The organism is Streptomyces sp. NPDC002671 (assembly GCF_053592475.1).
This window is the reverse complement of sequence record NZ_JBSFVU010000002.1, coordinates 310,424-325,716: the sequence shown is the minus strand read 5'-3', so window position 1 is coordinate 325,716 and position 15,293 is coordinate 310,424. Positions and strand designations below refer to the sequence as shown.

13 protein-coding genes, 1 tRNA gene and 2 pseudogenes are annotated in these 15,293 nt (G+C 72.2%); 10 read left to right on the top strand and 6 right to left on the bottom strand.

Features of this window, described 5'->3' with window-relative positions; translation table 11 throughout:
- Window position 1: 1 nt before the first annotated feature.
- Entirely contained in the window at window positions 2-1,114 is a 1,113-nt protein-coding gene (locus ACWD35_RS04240; RefSeq protein ID WP_451349594.1) for a CapA family protein, read from the top strand.
- A 92-nt stretch (window positions 1,115-1,206) separates the two neighbouring features.
- On the opposite strand, the gene ACWD35_RS04235 is transcribed toward ACWD35_RS04240, so the two are convergent.
- Window positions 1,207-2,115, bottom strand: a complete 909-nt coding sequence (locus ACWD35_RS04235; RefSeq protein WP_451349593.1) for an oxidoreductase — start codon at window positions 2,113-2,115, stop codon at window positions 1,207-1,209.
- 70 nt (window positions 2,116-2,185) lie between these two features.
- On the opposite strand from ACWD35_RS04235, the gene ACWD35_RS04230 reads away from it, so the two are divergent.
- The 3 genes and pseudogenes from ACWD35_RS04230 to ACWD35_RS04220 all read left to right on the top strand — a co-directional run bounded on the left by ACWD35_RS04230 (window position 2,186) and on the right by ACWD35_RS04220 (window position 3,914).
- Window positions 2,186-3,181, top strand: coding sequence for a DUF5937 family protein (locus tag ACWD35_RS04230; RefSeq protein WP_451349713.1), 996 nt, complete (start codon window positions 2,186-2,188; stop codon window positions 3,179-3,181).
- Window positions 3,182-3,195: 14 nt separating this feature from the next.
- A pseudogene (locus tag ACWD35_RS04225) lies at window positions 3,196-3,552 on the top strand (JmjC domain-containing protein); the annotation flags it as partial.
- Window positions 3,528-3,914: a hypothetical protein gene (locus ACWD35_RS04220; RefSeq protein ID WP_451349722.1), complete on the top strand. Its 387-nt coding sequence runs from the start codon at window positions 3,528-3,530 to the stop codon at window positions 3,912-3,914. The pseudogene ACWD35_RS04225 and the gene ACWD35_RS04220, both read left to right, overlap by 25 nt.
- 14 nt (window positions 3,915-3,928) lie before the next feature.
- On the opposite strand, the gene ACWD35_RS04215 is transcribed toward ACWD35_RS04220, so the two are convergent.
- Window positions 3,929-4,016 (bottom strand) — tRNA-Leu (locus ACWD35_RS04215).
- 98 nt (window positions 4,017-4,114) lie between these two features.
- A pseudogene (locus ACWD35_RS04210) lies at window positions 4,115-5,783 on the bottom strand (IS200/IS605 family accessory protein TnpB-related protein).
- A gap of 312 nt (window positions 5,784-6,095) precedes the next feature.
- On the opposite strand from ACWD35_RS04210, the gene ACWD35_RS04205 reads away from it, so the two are divergent.
- The 3 genes from ACWD35_RS04205 (at window position 6,096) to ACWD35_RS04195 (ending at window position 8,692) form a co-directional block, all read left to right on the top strand.
- Window positions 6,096-7,421 (top strand): M20/M25/M40 family metallo-hydrolase, encoded by a 1,326-nt coding sequence (locus ACWD35_RS04205; protein ID WP_451349592.1) that lies wholly within the window; start codon window positions 6,096-6,098, stop codon window positions 7,419-7,421.
- A 147-nt stretch (window positions 7,422-7,568) separates the two neighbouring features.
- On the top strand, window positions 7,569-7,802 hold the full coding sequence (gene chpH / locus ACWD35_RS04200; protein ID WP_451349591.1) for a chaplin ChpH: 234 nt from the start codon (window positions 7,569-7,571) through the stop codon (window positions 7,800-7,802).
- A gap of 116 nt (window positions 7,803-7,918) precedes the next feature.
- A complete protein-coding gene (locus tag ACWD35_RS04195) occupies window positions 7,919-8,692 on the top strand; it encodes a chaplin (RefSeq protein WP_451349590.1) in 774 nt (257 codons plus the stop codon).
- Between the two features lie 69 nt (window positions 8,693-8,761).
- On the opposite strand, the gene ACWD35_RS04190 is transcribed toward ACWD35_RS04195, so the two are convergent.
- The gene (locus tag ACWD35_RS04190) at window positions 8,762-8,950 is read right to left on the bottom strand and encodes a DUF5703 family protein (protein WP_043407302.1); all 189 of its coding nucleotides are present in this window, start codon (window positions 8,948-8,950) and stop codon (window positions 8,762-8,764) included.
- Window positions 8,951-8,997: 47 nt separating this feature from the next.
- On the opposite strand from ACWD35_RS04190, the gene ACWD35_RS04185 reads away from it, so the two are divergent.
- Window positions 8,998-9,720, top strand: coding sequence for a hypothetical protein (locus ACWD35_RS04185; protein ID WP_451349589.1), 723 nt, complete (start codon window positions 8,998-9,000; stop codon window positions 9,718-9,720).
- 97 nt (window positions 9,721-9,817) lie between these two features.
- Here the strand turns inward: ACWD35_RS04185 and ACWD35_RS04180 are convergent, their stop codons facing one another.
- Together ACWD35_RS04180 and ACWD35_RS04175 are read right to left on the bottom strand one after the other, a co-directional pair.
- Window positions 9,818-12,064 (bottom strand): helix-hairpin-helix domain-containing protein, encoded by a 2,247-nt coding sequence (locus tag ACWD35_RS04180; protein ID WP_451349588.1) that lies wholly within the window; start codon window positions 12,062-12,064, stop codon window positions 9,818-9,820.
- Window positions 12,061-13,044, bottom strand: coding sequence for an aldo/keto reductase (locus ACWD35_RS04175; RefSeq protein WP_451349587.1), 984 nt, complete (start codon window positions 13,042-13,044; stop codon window positions 12,061-12,063). The genes ACWD35_RS04180 and ACWD35_RS04175 overlap by 4 nt, the downstream gene beginning before the upstream one ends.
- Window positions 13,045-13,194: 150 nt before the next feature.
- On the opposite strand from ACWD35_RS04175, the gene ACWD35_RS04170 reads away from it, so the two are divergent.
- On the top strand, window positions 13,195-14,250 hold the full coding sequence (locus ACWD35_RS04170) for an LLM class F420-dependent oxidoreductase (RefSeq protein WP_451349586.1): 1,056 nt from the start codon (window positions 13,195-13,197) through the stop codon (window positions 14,248-14,250).
- A 248-nt stretch (window positions 14,251-14,498) separates the two neighbouring features.
- On the top strand, window positions 14,499-15,287 hold the full coding sequence (locus ACWD35_RS04165) for a ferritin-like domain-containing protein (RefSeq protein ID WP_451349585.1): 789 nt from the start codon (window positions 14,499-14,501) through the stop codon (window positions 15,285-15,287).
- Window positions 15,288-15,293 lie beyond the last annotated feature (6 nt).

The following is a 15,293-nucleotide window of genomic DNA, read 5'->3' as shown; positions in this document are numbered from 1 at the left end:
CATGCCCGAGGGCGCCCTCACCCTGTTCCTCGCCGGCGACGTCATGCTCGGCCGAGGCGTCGACCAGATCCTCCCGCACCCCGGCTGCCCCGCCCTGCGAGAGGACTACGTACGCGACGCCCGGGAGTACGTCGCCCTCGCGGAGCAGGCGAACGGCCCCATACCCCGGCCGGTCGACCCCGCCTGGCCCTGGGGCGAGGCCCTCACGATCCTCGACCGTGCCGCGCCGGACGTACGGGTCATCAACCTGGAGACCGCCGTCACCGGGGGCGGCCACTTCGCGCCGGGCAAGGCCGTCCACTACCGGATGCACCCGGCCAACCTGCCCTCCCTGGCCGCGGTCCGTCCCGACGTCTGCGCCCTCGCCAACAACCACGTCCTCGACTTCGGGCCGGCCGGCCTGGAGGAGACCCTGGACTCCCTCGCCGAGGCCGGGCTGCGCACGGCGGGAGCGGGCCGTGACGAGCGGGAGGCCTGGCAGCCGGCGATCGTCCCGCTGCGGTCCGGCGGACGCGTGCTCGTCTTCTCCTTCGGACTGCCCTCCAGCGGGATCCCGCACGGCTGGGCGGCGACCGCCGAACGGGCCGGGGTGGCCCTCGTGCCCGCGCTGACCGCCGCCGCGGCGGCCGACTTCGCCGACCGCGTGCGCAGGATCGTGCGACCGGGCGACCTCGTGGTCGCCTCCGTCCACTGGGGCGCCAACTGGGGATACGACGTCTCCCACGCCGAGACCCGCTTCGGGCACGCGCTCGTCGACGCCGGCGCCGACCTCGTCCACGGCCACTCCTCGCACCACCCGCGCCCCCTGGAGGTGTACCGGGGCAGGCTCGTCCTGTACGGCTGCGGCGACCTCGTGGACGACTACGAGGGGATCGGCGGCTACGAGCGCTACCGCGACGACCTGCGGCTGCTGTACCTGGTCTCGCTCGACCCCGGAACCGGCCGGCTCGCCGGACTGCGCATGGTGCCCCTCCAGGCGCGCCGGATGCGCCTGGAGCACGCATCGGCCGAGGACACCGCCTGGCTGCGCACCGTCCTCGACAGCCACGCCCGCGGCCTCGGCACCCGCGTCGAGCGGACGGACGACGGCATGCTCACGGCCCAACCGCTCTGACCTGGGGAAACGCCCTGCTGCCATGCCGGGAGGTCAGGCCAGTCGGTGACCGATCAGGAGAAGCGGGCCACGACGTCATCGGGATGATTTGGTCATGCGGCTGTGAGGTGGAGGGAGTCCAGGTCGGCCAGTTCCTCCTCGGAAAGGCGCAGAGAGCCGGCCGCCACGTTCTGGGCGAGATGATCGAGGTCACCGGTGCCGGGAATGGCCAGGACCTGAGGACCGCGGTGCAGCGTCCACGCCAGCCGGACCTGGGCTGTGCTCACCCCCCGGACGCGGGCGATGGCGCGCACCGTGCTGCTGTCGTTCGCAGGCGCGCCGGCCGTGCGTCCGCTGCCGGCGATCGAGTAGAACGGCACGAACGCGATGCGCTGTTCACCACAGAGGCGCAGAAGCTCCTCCTGCTCGGGCGATGCGCCGATGCCGTACATGTTCTGGACGCAGACCACTGGTGCGATGGCCTGGGCCTCGGCGAGGTGATGGGGACGGACGTTGGACAGGCCGAGGTGGCGGATGAGTCCGGCGTCGCGCAGTTCGGCGAGCGCACCGAAGCGGTCAGCGATGGAATCGGAGCCGACGATGCGCAGGTTCACCACGTCGAGGTGGTCCCGGCCGAGCTGGCGCAGGTTCTCCTCGACCTGGCCGCGCAACTGCTCGGGGCTGGCGTGCGGCAGCCAGGCGCCTGAGGGATCGCGTCCGGGCCCAACCTTGGTGGCGATGACGAGATCGTCCGGATAGGGCGCGAGGGCGCGGTTGATCAGCTCGTTGGCACAGCGCAGCGGCGAGAAGTAGAACGCGGCGGTGTCGATGTGGTTCACACCGAGCTCGACCGCATGGCGCAGCACCTTGATCGCCTGGTCGCGGTCGCGCGGGACGGCACGGGACGCGAACGCCTCGCCGTGCTGGGTGAGGCGCATCGCGCCGAAGCCGAGCCGGTTGACCGTGCGGTCGCCGAGCTTCCAGGTCCCCGATGCCGCCGCGGTGATCGTCTGTGAGGTCATGGCGGGATGATCGGTGCACGGTAGCCTGACGGGCCATTGTTTAAGGCATGCCTGAATCCATTGAGAGGCGATTGTCGTGGCGGAGCTGGCGTTCTCAGCGAACGATCTCGCGAAAGTACGGTTCGCCATCTCGCCGATGTGGGAGGTCGCGCCCAGCTTCCGGCTGCTGACGTCGAACGCCGCGCACTCGGTCCACCGGCCCTGGATCGAGCAAGTACGGCCACGCGTGATGGCCGCCGGCCTGGACCGAGGATGGCTCGCCGAGCTGATCGTAGCCTCCGGCTACGTGCCCGACTTCCTCAACCCGGCCCCCACCCAACCGGCCCCCACACCGGCGGCAGAGTGGGGTGCGATCTTGGCCTCGCCCGCCGACCGGGTACGCCAGGACCTCGACCACCTCGCCCGCCACCAAGGACATCTCGGCCCACGCCTATCGAGCCTCCACGCCGACCCAGCCTCCCGCCTGGCGAAAGTCACACAAGAGATCGAAATGTACTGGGAGTTGGCCCTCGCTCCGTACTGGGCGCGAATCAGGGGCGTACTGGACGCCGACATCCTCCATCGGGCCCGCACCGTCGCCGAGCACGGCACAGGCCACGTCTTCAACGACCTGCACACCTCGGTGAGCTGGGACGACAACGCGCTCAGACTGGTCCGCCGAAAACGGAACATGCGCCGCCAGGCCGCAGGCGCGGGACTGCTGCTGATCCCGTCCGCGTTCACCGGCCCCGGTCTGCGCACCCGGGTGCGACCGCCGGACCCGCCACAACTCGCCTATCCCGCCCGCGGCGTCGGCACGCTATGGGAGACGCGGCCTACCACCACTGGAACCTGCACCCTCACCCCCGTCCTCGGCCGCTCGCGAACCCTGCTCCTGACCGAGCTGGAGACCCCGGCCTCCACCACCGAACTGGCCCGCCGCACCGGGCTCTCCCCGGCCGGGGTATCCCAATACCTCACGGCCCTGCGCAACGCGGGTCTGGTCAGCGCCCACCGCGCCGGCCGTTCCGTCCTCTACGCCCGCACCGCCGCCGCCGAAACCCTCCTCAAAGCCTCGTCGACCTGAAGATCCAGGAGTCAACAAAGCGGTGGCGCCTCTGGGGGCTGACCCGTGAGGCGCCCACCTTCCGTGACATGGCGTCGCCGGAGGAACCGGAGTGCGAGCCCGTGGCGGACCTCGCCCTGTCCCCGGGTGACGTGCTCTACCTGCCGCGCGGCAGGTGGCACGCGGTCACCGCCGACCAGTGGACAGAATCCCTGCACCTCACGTTCGGCATGGTCCCGCACACGGGCGCTGACCTGATGCTCTGGGGCGTGGATCAGCTTCGGGCGTCACTCGCGCTCCGCAGGGACATTCCGCGCTTCGGTTCGCCGGCGGAACAGTCGGACTTCCTGGACGACGTCTGCCGGTCGTGGACGGACTCCCAATGGAGGCCGCCCACGACCGGGCGGCCAAGGCGCTTGGCCTCACCTGCCTGGGGCCGCTGGCGTGGGGCTTCCTCGTCACCCTCGGACGCCGAGTGGGCCTTCGAGGCCGAAGTCCTGGACTACCTCAGACGACGGTCCGGGACGGCTGGATCGAACGGGCCTTCCCCCAGTTCCTCGGCATCCCGGCCCCCGCCAAGGTGGAGCGGGTGACCCGTGACGGTGACCCGCACTGGGGCAACCTCAGGCGCTCTCACCGCTTCCAGCGCCAGCCGCCTCGGCCCGTCATCCCTGGTCTGACCATGAAGTTCGCTCGGCTGTTGATCACGTGGTCGGTGACGCCACAGCCGGAGAAACAGAAAAACCCCAGATGAACTGGGGTTTCTGCTGGTGTCCGAGGGGGGACTTGAACCCCCACGCCCGATAAAGGGCACTAGCACCTCAAGCTAGCGCGTCTGCCATTCCGCCACCCGGACAAGGTGTCTGTCGTGCGAGGTTCTTCCCTTTGGTGGGGTTTCCCTCGCGGCGACGAAGAGAACAATACCAGGCTTTCGGGGGTGGCTGATCACCGTTCCTAAGGACTGAGTGGGAGTGGGTCCTGTTGCCAGAACCCATGCTCAGCCGCGTGTCCCGAACGGTGTTGGGCACTCCCCCACTGCCTTAAGGGCGTGGGAGGTACCCCCAGGTCGCCCGCTTTCGCTCCGCGTCCGGGCGGCACGCATCTGGTGCGTGGTCCGGGAACGCGGGGGCGGGGTCCCTCACGCCCCGGGGCGCCTGGTCCGGCCTGGGCGGTCCGATGCCCGTAACGATCACTCCGGTCGTTGCGGGGCGGTGCCGTCCGTCGCCGGATCGGGTGCCCGAGGGCGCGTCGTCCGATCGCCGCGGCTGCCGCGTCGTGGCGCGTGGTTGTACGAGTCTTGGTGGTCAGGGGGTTTTGCCAGTGCTGGGCGCCCCAGCGGCTGGTGTAGGCGGGGTCGACCGCGACGACGGCGATGTCCTGCTCGGCGGCCATCGCCACCAGCCGGGCCCTGAGCTTCGCGGTGGGGAAGCGGGAGATCAGCCGGCGGAAGCGCTTGTTGCGGCCGTGCTTCTCCCGGGATGTGCCGTCGGTGAAGTCGAGATCCTCGACCGCGACCGCCACGGCCCCACTGTGGCGGGTGTGGTGCAGCAGTCGGGTCAGCGCGTGCCGAATCTGGGCGTCCCGGTGCGCGGTGCTGCCGGACAGGTCGTAAGAGAAGCGGCGGGGTTCGCCGACCGGGTTGCCGTGTGCGTCGAGGTGCCAGGCGGCGACGGGGGTGATCGTTCATGTCCACCGCCACCACACCGCGCGCGAGGGCCGCCTCCAGCGGCAACACCGGGGCAGGGGTGCGCTGCCATGAGGCGGTGACATACCAGCGGCCTCGCAGGGTGTCGTGGTGGATGCGGTAGGCCACCGCCCGGTCGGCGGTGATCCGTTCCGCCCACTCCTGGCCGCGGTGCTTGAACTCGGCGGTCGCATCGAGCACGTACCGGCCGTGCGGGGCGTTGGCGAGACGGGCCAGGGCGGCGGGCAGCCTGACCGAGACCTGCCCGGTGGCGGTGACACGGATGGTCTCGTTACCCAGACGCTTGCCGGACTCCCCATCGGCGGCCAGGAACATCCGCGCCGCCTGCCACCGCTGCCGCCACGCCTCCTCACTGAGCCCAGCCTCGTCCAGGTGATGGCGCAGGCGGGCAAGTTGTTTACCGCCGCGCACCACGTGCACCCGGCCTGCCGCCCAGTCCGCCTCCAGCCCTGCCAGCCGGTCCTTGAGCGCGTGCAGGCGGCGGGACTTGGCATGCCACTCTGTCCGCGAGCCGTAGCCGCGCGGCAGCCCCGCCCGTTTGTCGGCCTTGGCGCCCAGCGGCCGTGCCAGGCGGGCTTCGATCGACGTGATCTGCCCGCGCACCCAGGCCGCCTCCGCCGCCTGCCCGCGCCGCGCGAGCGCCCACTGATCGTGGGTGGCCTTGGTGATGCTCCCCGCCCAGCGAGCCGACGAGACCCCTGCCAGCCCCCGCTTCCGCGCCGCCCACGCGCCGGCGTCGTGGCCCAGGCCCTGCCCGCACCGCACCGCGAGATCGCCGGCCGCCAGGGAGCCGAGGAACACCCCGACCTCGGCCAGCACCGCAGCATCCGTCTCCGACACCCGCAGCCGGGTCCGCACGGCCACCCCCGCCGGGCCGGGCATCACGAACGACGCAGCCAGCTCCCGCAGCCCGCCCACCCGCCACCCCCCGTACCGGCGCCGAAGATCCTTTCATCACCTCCAACGACCACCACCCGCAAAGGTCACACATTCGACGCAAGAACCCCTGTCCCCTTCCGGAGATTTACACCCGCAACACGGGACCACCGACACGCACTCATATATGCCAGAACTCACTCGGACCCAGCCAAACCCCAGCAGCTCCCAACCCCGTCCCCGGCGGCCGGTCCGGCGTGAACGGCGTGTGACGGGCCGGGACCGGTCTTGGGTCCGGGCGGGCGCGGGGGCAGGATGAGGAGGACCACAGCAGCCACAGCGGGAGGATGCAGCGTGAGCGACACGCACACGGCCAAGGGCGTCACCGGCGAGGACGAGGTCGTCGACCTCTGCCGGGAGTTGATCCGGTTCGACACCAGCAACTACGGCGACCACTCCGGCCCGGGCGAGCGCAAGGCCGCCGAGTACGTCGCCGAGAAGCTCGCCGAGGTCGGGCTGGAGCCGGAGATCTTCGAGTCCCACCCGGGCCGCGCCTCCACGGTGGCCCGCATCGAGGGCGAGGACCCGTCCCGGCCCGCGCTGCTCATCCACGGCCACCTGGACGTCGTACCGGCCAACGCCGACGACTGGACCCACCACCCGTTCTCCGGCGAGGTCACGGACGGCTGCGTCTGGGGGCGCGGTGCCGTGGACATGAAGGACATGGACGCGATGACCCTCGCGGTCGTGCGCGACCGGCTGCGCAGCGGCCGGCGCCCGCCGCGGGACATCGTGGTCGCCTTCCTCGCCGACGAGGAGGCCGGCGGCACGTACGGCGCCCGGTACCTGGTCGACAACCACCGCGGGCTGTTCGAGGGCGTCACCGAGGCGATCAGCGAGGTGGGCGGGTTCTCGTTCACCGTGAACGAGCAGCGGCGGCTGTACCTGATCCAGACGGCCGAGAAGGGCATGCACTGGATGAAGCTCACCGTGGCCGGTACGGCAGGCCACGGGTCGATGATCCACCGGGACAACGCGATCACCGAGCTGTCCGAGGCGGTGGCCCGCGTCGGCCGGCACAAGTTCCCGGTGCGGGTCACCAAGACCACCCGGGCCTTCCTCGACGAACTGGGCGACGCGCTCGGGACCGAGCTGGACCCGGAGGACATGGAGTCCACCCTCGCCAGGCTCGGCGGCATCGCCAAGCTCATCGGCGCCACCCTGAGCAACACCGCCAACCCCACCCAGCTGAACGCCGGTTACAAGGTCAACGTCATCCCGGGCGAGGCAACCGCCCACATCGACGGGCGCTTCCTGCCGGGCCACGAGGAGGAGTTCCTGGGCGAGCTCGACCGGCTCCTCGGCCCGCACGTCCGGCGCGAGGACGTGCACTCCGACAAGGCGCTGGAGACCAGCTTCGACGGGGACCTGGTGCAGGCCATGCAGTCCGCGCTGCTGGCCGAGGACCCGACCGCCAAGGCGGTCCCCTACATGCTCTCCGGCGGCACCGACGCCAAGTCCTTCGACGACCTCGGCATCCGCGGCTTCGGCTTCGCCCCGCTCAAGCTGCCGCCGGAGCTGGACTTCGCCGGCATGTTCCACGGCGTGGACGAGCGCGTGCCGGTGGACGGGCTGAAGTTCGGCGTGCGCGTGCTCGACCGGTTCATCGACGCGTCGTGAGGCCATGACCCTCGCGCAATCGGGCAGCCGTGCGAGGCCGACTGAGAAGGGTGATTGCGACCATAAGCTCGTAGCTTCATTACTCCCTCCTCGTTACACGTGATGCGATCCCGCACCTTGGGATCGCATTGCCAACAAGGAGGAACAATGATCAAGAAGGTCGTCGCTGCTGCGGCTGCCACCGGTGGGCTGGTTCTCGCGGGCGCGGGCCTGGCCGTAGCCGACTCGGGTGCCCAGGGTGCCGCCGTGCACTCGCCGGGCGTCATCTCCGGCAACGTCGTCCAGGTGCCCGTCCACGTCCCGGTGAACGTGTGCGGCAACACGATCAACGTGATCGGGCTCCTGAACCCCGCCTTCGGCAACGCCTGCGTCAACAAGTGACGCAGGCTCTCTGAGGGGCGTCTGTGACAAGCCGTCGGCCCCGGAGCGCGTCCCATGCGCTCCGGGGCCGACCGGCCTTTTCTTTCCAGGAGAAGCGACAGCAGGGGGCATTCAGCATGCGACAGAGCACTCGTAAGGGCCTGATGACGATGGCCGCCGCGACCGGGGTGATCGCCGCCGCGGGCGGCTACGCCCACGCCGACTCGGGCGCGTCCGGCTCCGCCGCCGGCTCACCCGGCGTACTGTCCGGCAACACGGTGCAGGCGCCGGTGCACGTGCCGGTGAACATCTGCGGGAACACGGTGAACGTCGTCGGGCTGCTCAACCCGTCGGCGGGCAACAGCTGCGCCAACCACAGCGCGGGGGGCGGCACCTCGGGAGGCCACGGCGGCTCCGGCGGCTCGCACGCGGGCGGGCACACCGGGGGCTCGCCCGGCGTAGGCTCCGGCAACACCGTGCAGGTGCCGGTCGACGTGCCGGTCAACGTGTGCGGCAACAGCGTGGACGTCATCGGCGCGGGCAACGCCACCACGGGCAACGACTGCGCCAACGGCGGCGATCGGCACGAGCAGCCACCGGGTGGCGGCGGACACGGCAACCCACCCGGGAACCCGGGGCACCCAGGTCACCCTGGCCATCCGGGGCATCCGGGGCACGGCCATCACGGCCACCCGGGCCACGGTCAGACCGGCACCCCGCACCACCCGGGGACGCCGGGCCGCACCACCCACCACGTCCATCAGCAGGGCGGAGGCTCCGGCCTGCCGCCGACCGTCGCCCAGCTCGCGCACACCGGCAGTGACCTGCCGCTGGGCGTCGTGCTGCCGGCGGGCGCGGGCGCGCTGCTCGCGGGTACGGTGCTCTATCGCAAGGCGCGCGCGTCGGCGTAGTACAGGAGCACGGTGAACCGAGCGGGCCCCGCCACGGCGGCGGGGCCCGCTGCGTTCATGCGTCCCGCCTCACCATGTGGCCCGCACCTGGCGGATGATCCGCCGGCGCAACCGCACCTTGCGGCTGCCGTCGCGGAGCAGGCTCAGTCGGTCCAACTCCCAGTGTCCGTACTCGGCATGGTCCGTCAGCAGACGCGTCGCCTCCTTGCGGGAGACCCCGCGTGGCACGTACACGTCGACAAATTCGTATTCCGGCATCGCATCTATTGTGCGGGCTGGTGCCTGGTACGGATAGCGTCTGCACTATGTCTGATGCTGCGCAGCCCACCGCTGCCGAGGTACGCGCCGCCGCCGAGGCGATCAAGACCGCGCTCGACCGTCATCTGGCCGCGGTCGAACGCAGGTCGGGAGAGGACGACCCCGCCGTCTACGAGGCGTTCAACGAGCTGGCCGCTGCCGCCGAGGTGTACGACGAGCTGCTCTACGACCGCTACGACGAGGTCACACCCTTCGAGATCCCCGGTGCGGACGACTCGTTGCCGCCGTACGCCGGCCCCGAGGAGCCGAACGCGATCAGCGTGCTGATCCGCCGCGACTACACGGTGGCGGAACCCCAGCGGCTGCTGGCGCAGGCCCAGCGGGTCGAGGCTGCGGAGTACGAGGACGGCGGCGAGAGCGAGGATGCCGCCGGTTCGGTTCCCGGGGCGCTGGGTGTCCTCTTCGGCGAGTTCGAGCCGGACGAGATCGCCTCCCGGCACAAGGAGTTCGGCCTGGAGGAGGGCGACTCCACGCTCTGGGTCACCGCCGCGGAGGAGCCCGGCGAGGCCGGTGAGTGGCTGGAGGCGCCGTTCGAGCAGATCGATCCGCAGCGGGTGGTGTGCCGGTTCGACGTCAGCGCGGTGTTCGACGACGAGGACGACGAGGACGACGCGCACGACGAGCACGAGGAGTCCGACGAGATCGACGAAGACGGTCTCGAAGAGCTGGACGAGAACGACGATCTGGAGCCGCTGGACGCGGAGAGGTGAGACGGTACGGCGGTGCCGTGGGACCGGTTCGAGGCCGGCCCCACGGCACCGCCGTCTTTCGCCGTCGCGGCGGCGAAGGCGGAAAAGAGCGAGCAGATCAGCTCGTTGACGCGACCTGCGTCCGCAGCAAGGTCTGCAGGCGCGTCGTGCGGGGCTTCGCCGGGACCTCCGCCACCGCCCTGGGCAGGGCCTGCTCCACGCCGTGCACCACCGAGAGATGACGCTCGGCCCGGCCGAACGCCGTGTACACCCACGGTCTGCTGAGCGCCTGCGCGGCGTCGCCGGGCAGGACGACGACCGCCGCCGGCCACCGGCTGCCCACCGCCTGGTGCGCGGTCAGCGCCCAGCCGTGCCGCACGCACTGCTCCACCCGCTCCCGCGGTACGACGACCCGGGTGCCCGCGCACGACAGGTGCAGCCCGTCGGCGTCGGCCTCCACGACCGTGCCCGGCACCGTACGGCCAGCGGCGGGGGAGTATGCGATCCGGTCGCCGGGGTCGAAGCCGCTGAAGCGGCCGGGGCCCGGGTTGAGACGTTCCTTGAGGGCGGTGTTGAGGGTGCGGGTGCCCGCGGCGCCCCCGTGGCCCGGGGTGATCACCACCGTCTGCTCGGCCGGGACGCCGATCGCGCGCGGCACCGAGTCGGCGACCAGCTGCACGGTCCGGTGCACGGCCTCGCCCGGGTCCCGCACCGGCACGATGACGAGCTCCTTGCCGGGCGCCTCGACCTGGTTCAGCTCGCCGATGCCGATGCCGGAGACCAGCTCGCCGAGCGGGCCGGGGTCGGGGGTGCGGGAGGCGAGCAGCGGGCACGCGCGGGCCGCGAGCAGGTCGGCGAAGACCCGCCCGGGCCCGGCCGACCACAGCACCGCAGGGTCGCCGCTCAGCACCAGCCGCGCTCCGTCGGGCAGCGACTCCACCAGCATCGCGGCGCTCTCCACGTCGAGTTGGGGAGCGTCCAGGACGATCAGCAGGTCGAGGTCCAGGGCGCCGTCCGCGTCCCGGCCCGGCCCTTCCGCACCGGAGAGCAGACCGGCGACCGTGCCGACGGGAGCGGACTCGTCGCCCGCGCCGAGCAGCCCGGCGAAGCGGCGGCTTCCGTCCGGGGTGTGGCAGGCCGCCCAGGCGCGCAGCCCCGCGGCGCGGGCGGCGCCGAGCAGCGCGGCCGGTTCGGCGCGGGCCGCCTCGCCGCCCGTGTGCAGCACCAGGCCGTGCCCACCGACCGCGCGCGCCAGCTCGGCCGCGCCGCCCGTCGCCACGGCGACGGCTTCCTCCCAGGGCTCCGCGGCCTCCTTGGGCAGGGAGTTGAGCAGGCGGGCCAGGCCGTCGGCGAGGCTCTCCTCGGCGAGTGCGTACCGCTCCAGGCCGACGAGGACCCGCACCGGCCGCTCCGCCTCCTCGCCCTCTTCCTCCTCCGAGACCTGAGATGCCTGTGATGCCTGCGGGGCTTGCGTTGCCTGCGGGGCTGGGGCGCCGGGCTCCTCCAGGGCGTCCTGGAAGACCAGGGCCTCGCCCTCCGCGAGCGCGCTCTGCACGGCCGCGTCCGGGTCGGGCACCCCGCGCTGGGCGAGTGCCTGGGTGAGCGCCGACAGCTCCAGGGCGGTGTGCCCGGCCAGGGCCGCCTGCTCCAGGAGCCAGCCGGTCACCGCACGGCCCCGCCGCTCGTCGTCCGGGCGGCACTCGGCGCCGAGCAGCGCCCGCGCGAACCCGTCGGCCTGCTCGGGCCGTACCCCGCCGACCCGGAGCAGCTGCCAGGGGTCCTCGCGCAGCGCGGTGTCGGCGCCCTCGCCCAGGGCCGCGGCCACCTGGGGCGCCAGCGCCTCGGGCGCGCCGCCCTCGGCCAGCACGCGGCGCACGGCCTCGACGGTTTCCGGGGCCGGGGCGGCGGGCGCCGCGACGGCGGGGGCGGGCTGCGGCCGGCGCACGGGCTCCGGGGCCGGGCGGCGCGGGGCGGGCGCGGGCTCGGCGAAGACCGCGGCCACCGGCTTCTCGCCGCTCTCCACCGCGCGGACCGCCGCGAGCAGGTCGGCGGCCTTGCCGCTCAGCTTGGTGCCGCTCTCGATCGGGCCCTTCTTCTCGGCCTTGCGCCGCTCGATGCGCTCCCGCTCGACCCGTTGCGCGGCCAGCTCGGCCTCCGCCCCGGACGGGGCGGGCGCATCGCCGGAGCCGTCACCCTCACCCGCACCGGAGTCCGTGCCGTCGGCTTCGCCCTCGCCGGTGCCCTCACCGGCGCCGTCGGCGCCCTCCGCGCCGTCCGCCGTGTCCTGCTCGGGGGCGTCCGGGCGCTCCGGGGTGTCCGGGGTCCCCGGCCCGGCTTCGTCCGTCGTCTCCGGCTCCGTGCTCACAGCGTGCTCCAGTCGTGATCGGGATAGCGGTGCACGGGCGCCGACACGTCGTCGAGGGCCCGGCAGATCTCGTCAGGAAGACTAAGCGCCTCCACTGACAATGCCGCCGTGAGCTGCTGCCCGTTGCGTGCGCCGACGATCGGCGCGGCCACGCCAGGCCGGTCCCGGACCCAGGCGAGGGCCACCTGGAGCGGGGTGACCGCGAGCCCGTCCGCGGCGGTCGTCACCGCGTCCACGATGCGCGTCGCCGTGTCGTCCAGGTAGGGCGCGACGAACGGCGCCAGGTGCTCGGAGGCACCGCGCGAGTCCGGGGGAGTGGTGTGCCGGTACTTTCCGGTCAGCACGCCCCGGCCCAGGGGGGAGGAGGGCAGCAGGCCGACGCCCAGGTCGAGCGCGGCGGGCAGCACCTCGCGCTCGGCGCCGCGCTGGAGCAGCGAGTACTCCAGCTGCGTGGCGGCGAGCCGGGTGCGCGCGCCCGGTGCCGTCAGCTGCCAGGTGGCCGCCTTGGCGAGCTGCCAGCCGCAGAAGTTGGAGACCGCCACGTAGCGGGCGCGGCCACTGCTCACCGCGAGGTCCAGGGCCTGGAGGGTCTCCTCCAGCGGGGTGCCGGGGTCGTAGGCGTGGACGTGCCACAGGTCGACGTAGTCCGTGCCGAGGCGGGCCAGGGAGGCGTCGAGCGCGGCGAGCAGATGGCCCCGGGAGCCGTCGAAGCGGCGGTCGGGATCGGGCACGCTGCCCGCCTTGGTCGAGATGACCAGGTCCCGGCGCGGCACCAGGCCGTCTATCAGATGCCCGAGCAGATACTCCGCCTCCCCGTCGCCGTACACGTCGGCGGTGTCGACGAGGGTGCCGCCGGCCTCCCAGAACGCCTTCAGCATGTCCGCGGCGTCATGCTCGTCGGTGTCCCGTCCCCAGGTCAGGGTGCCGAGCCCGATCCGGGACACACGCAGGCCGGTGCGGCCGAGTTGCCTCTGCTCCATGCCCGCGAGATTACTGGCCAGAACCGATGCGGTGGGTTGCCTGTGGACAACTCACCGGCCCACGGCTGCGCGGGTCCCCTGCCCCCGGCCCCCACCCCCGCGCTAAGGTCTGCGCCACAGGACGTTACTCATGGGTAAGGGGAATCGGCCATGCAGCTCGGGATCAACCTCGGCTACTGGGGTGCCGGGATGGACGCGGACAATCTGGCCGTGGCGCAGGAGGCCGACAGGCTGGGCTACTCCGTGTGCTGGGCCGCCGAGGCGTACGGCTCCGACGCGGCCACGGTGCTCAGCTGGGTCGCCGCGCAGACCGAGCGGATCGACATCGGCTCGGCCATCTTCCAGATCCCGGCCCGGCAGCCCGCGATGACCGCGATGACCGCGGCGACCCTGGACTCGCTGTCCAAGGGCCGCTTCCGGCTCGGCCTCGGCGTCTCCGGCCCGCAGGTCTCCGAGGGCTGGTACGGCGTCAAGTTCGACAAGCCGCTGGCTCGCACGCGCGAGTACGTGGAGATCGTCCGCAAGGCGATGTCGCGGGAGCGGCTGTCGTACGAGGGCGAGCACTGGACGCTGCCGCTGCCCGGCGGCCCGGGGAAGCCCATCAAGCTGACCGTGCACCCGGAGCGCGAGCACATCCCGCTGTACATCGCCGCGATCGGCCCGAAGAACCTGGAGCAGACCGGCGAGATCGCCGACGGCGCCCTGCTCATCTTCCCCTCCGCCGAGCACCTGGAGGAGACCACGATGACGTACCTGCGCGCGGGCCGGGAGAAGGCGGGCAAGACCCTCGACGGGTTCGACGTCTGCCCGACCCTGCCGCTCGCCGTCGGCGACGACAAGGACGTGGCGAAGCTCGCCGACACCTTCCGCCCCTACACCGCGCTGTACGTCGGCGGCATGGGCAGCGCCAAGCAGAACTTCTACAACCAGCTCGCCAAGCGCATGGGGTACGAGAAGGAGGCCGCCGAGATCCAGGAGAAGTACCTGTCCGGCGACAAGGCCGGTGCCGCGGCGGCGATTCCGCAGGACCTCATCGACAGGACGACGCTGCTCGGCTCCGTCGACCGCATCGCCGACCGGATGAAGGCGTACGCCGCCGCCGGTGTCACCACCCTCAGCCTCGCCCCGGCCGGCTTCACGCTGGACGAGCGGCTCGCCTCCCTCCGGGCGGGCACCGAGGCCCTGGAGCGCGCCGGACTGGCGTAGGCCCGGTCGCCTGGCAGCGGGGGGAGTTTTCAGCGGCCGTGGTGGGGGCTCGGGGGTCTTCCCCGCCACGGCCGTCACGGGTAACAACGCGTCTGCCGCCGGGCGGTTACGCCCCCGGGGGATCCCCCTTTCGGCCCAGTCGGCGCGCACAGCTGTTGCGCCCCCTCTCTGCCCGCATTTGACTCGTTCTTTGCGGGATCCTGCGGAATCTGCGTAAACCTGCGGAATCGTGCGGAGAGGCGGCTTCCATGCTTTCGGCCAAGAGTCTGTTCCAGGAGATCCTCGACAACGACGAGTCCTTCCGGCTCTTCTGCTCCATCGCGGCCGGCGGGGAGGCCCAGGGCGGCTGGGAGAACGGACGGATCGCCGCCCTCGTACCGCAGAGCCAGCGCGCACTGGCCCCCAAGATCAGCCGGCACGGCGCGGACGAGGACAAGCACGGGCGCATCTTCAACGCCCTCATGAAGAAGCGCGGCCTGCGACCGGTCGCCGTCCCGCCCGAGACCGACTACACGATGCTGCTGGAACGGCGCGGCATCGGCCTCGCCCACGACAAGCTGAAGAAGGACGAGCCGCTCACCGTGCGGGACCTCATCGTCTACCTCGCGCACAGCCGGGTCACCGAACAGCGCGCCGCGGACCAGATGGTGATGCTCCGCAGGCACTTCTCCGACCACCCCGAGGTCGGCAAGGCCGTCCGCATGATCTCCCACGACGAGGACAACCACCTCGCCTACACCCACGAGGAACTGCTGCGCTTCGCCGCCGCCGGGCACGGCCGGCTCATCCAGCGCACCCTGCGCGCGTGCGCGCTCGCCGAGATCCGCGTCTACCGCGACGTCAGCCTCGCCGTGATGGCCCACATGGGCCGCATCCTCGGCTGGCCGAAGACCAGGTCCGCGCTCCTCGCCGCCGCGATCCACGGCGTGTACGCCTACGAACGCCTCCTGGGCTGGCACCGCATGGTCACCCTCCGCATGCCCGAGCGCCGCGACCCGCTCGGCGGACCCGCCGCCCCCGCCCACGAGTTCGCCTAGGCCGAC

What these genes read in the sequence shown, in the direction of transcription:
- ACWD35_RS04240 (WP_451349594.1), top strand. Translation starts at nt 2, where the DNA reads ATGCCCGAGGGCGCCCTCACCCTGTTCCTCGCCGGCGACGTCATGCTC.
- ACWD35_RS04235 (WP_451349593.1), bottom strand. Translation starts at nt 2,115, where the DNA reads ATGACCTCACAGACGATCACCGCGGCGGCATCGGGGACCTGGAAGCTC.
- chpH (WP_451349591.1), top strand. Translation starts at nt 7,569, where the DNA reads ATGATCAAGAAGGTCGTCGCTGCTGCGGCTGCCACCGGTGGGCTGGTT.
- ACWD35_RS04195 (WP_451349590.1), top strand. Translation starts at nt 7,919, where the DNA reads ATGCGACAGAGCACTCGTAAGGGCCTGATGACGATGGCCGCCGCGACC.
- ACWD35_RS04190 (WP_043407302.1), bottom strand. Translation starts at nt 8,950, where the DNA reads ATGCCGGAATACGAATTTGTCGACGTGTACGTGCCACGCGGGGTCTCC.
- ACWD35_RS04185 (WP_451349589.1), top strand. Translation starts at nt 8,998, where the DNA reads ATGTCTGATGCTGCGCAGCCCACCGCTGCCGAGGTACGCGCCGCCGCC.
- ACWD35_RS04175 (WP_451349587.1), bottom strand. Translation starts at nt 13,044, where the DNA reads ATGGAGCAGAGGCAACTCGGCCGCACCGGCCTGCGTGTGTCCCGGATC.
- ACWD35_RS04170 (WP_451349586.1), top strand. Translation starts at nt 13,195, where the DNA reads ATGCAGCTCGGGATCAACCTCGGCTACTGGGGTGCCGGGATGGACGCG.
- ACWD35_RS04165 (WP_451349585.1), top strand. Translation starts at nt 14,499, where the DNA reads ATGCTTTCGGCCAAGAGTCTGTTCCAGGAGATCCTCGACAACGACGAG.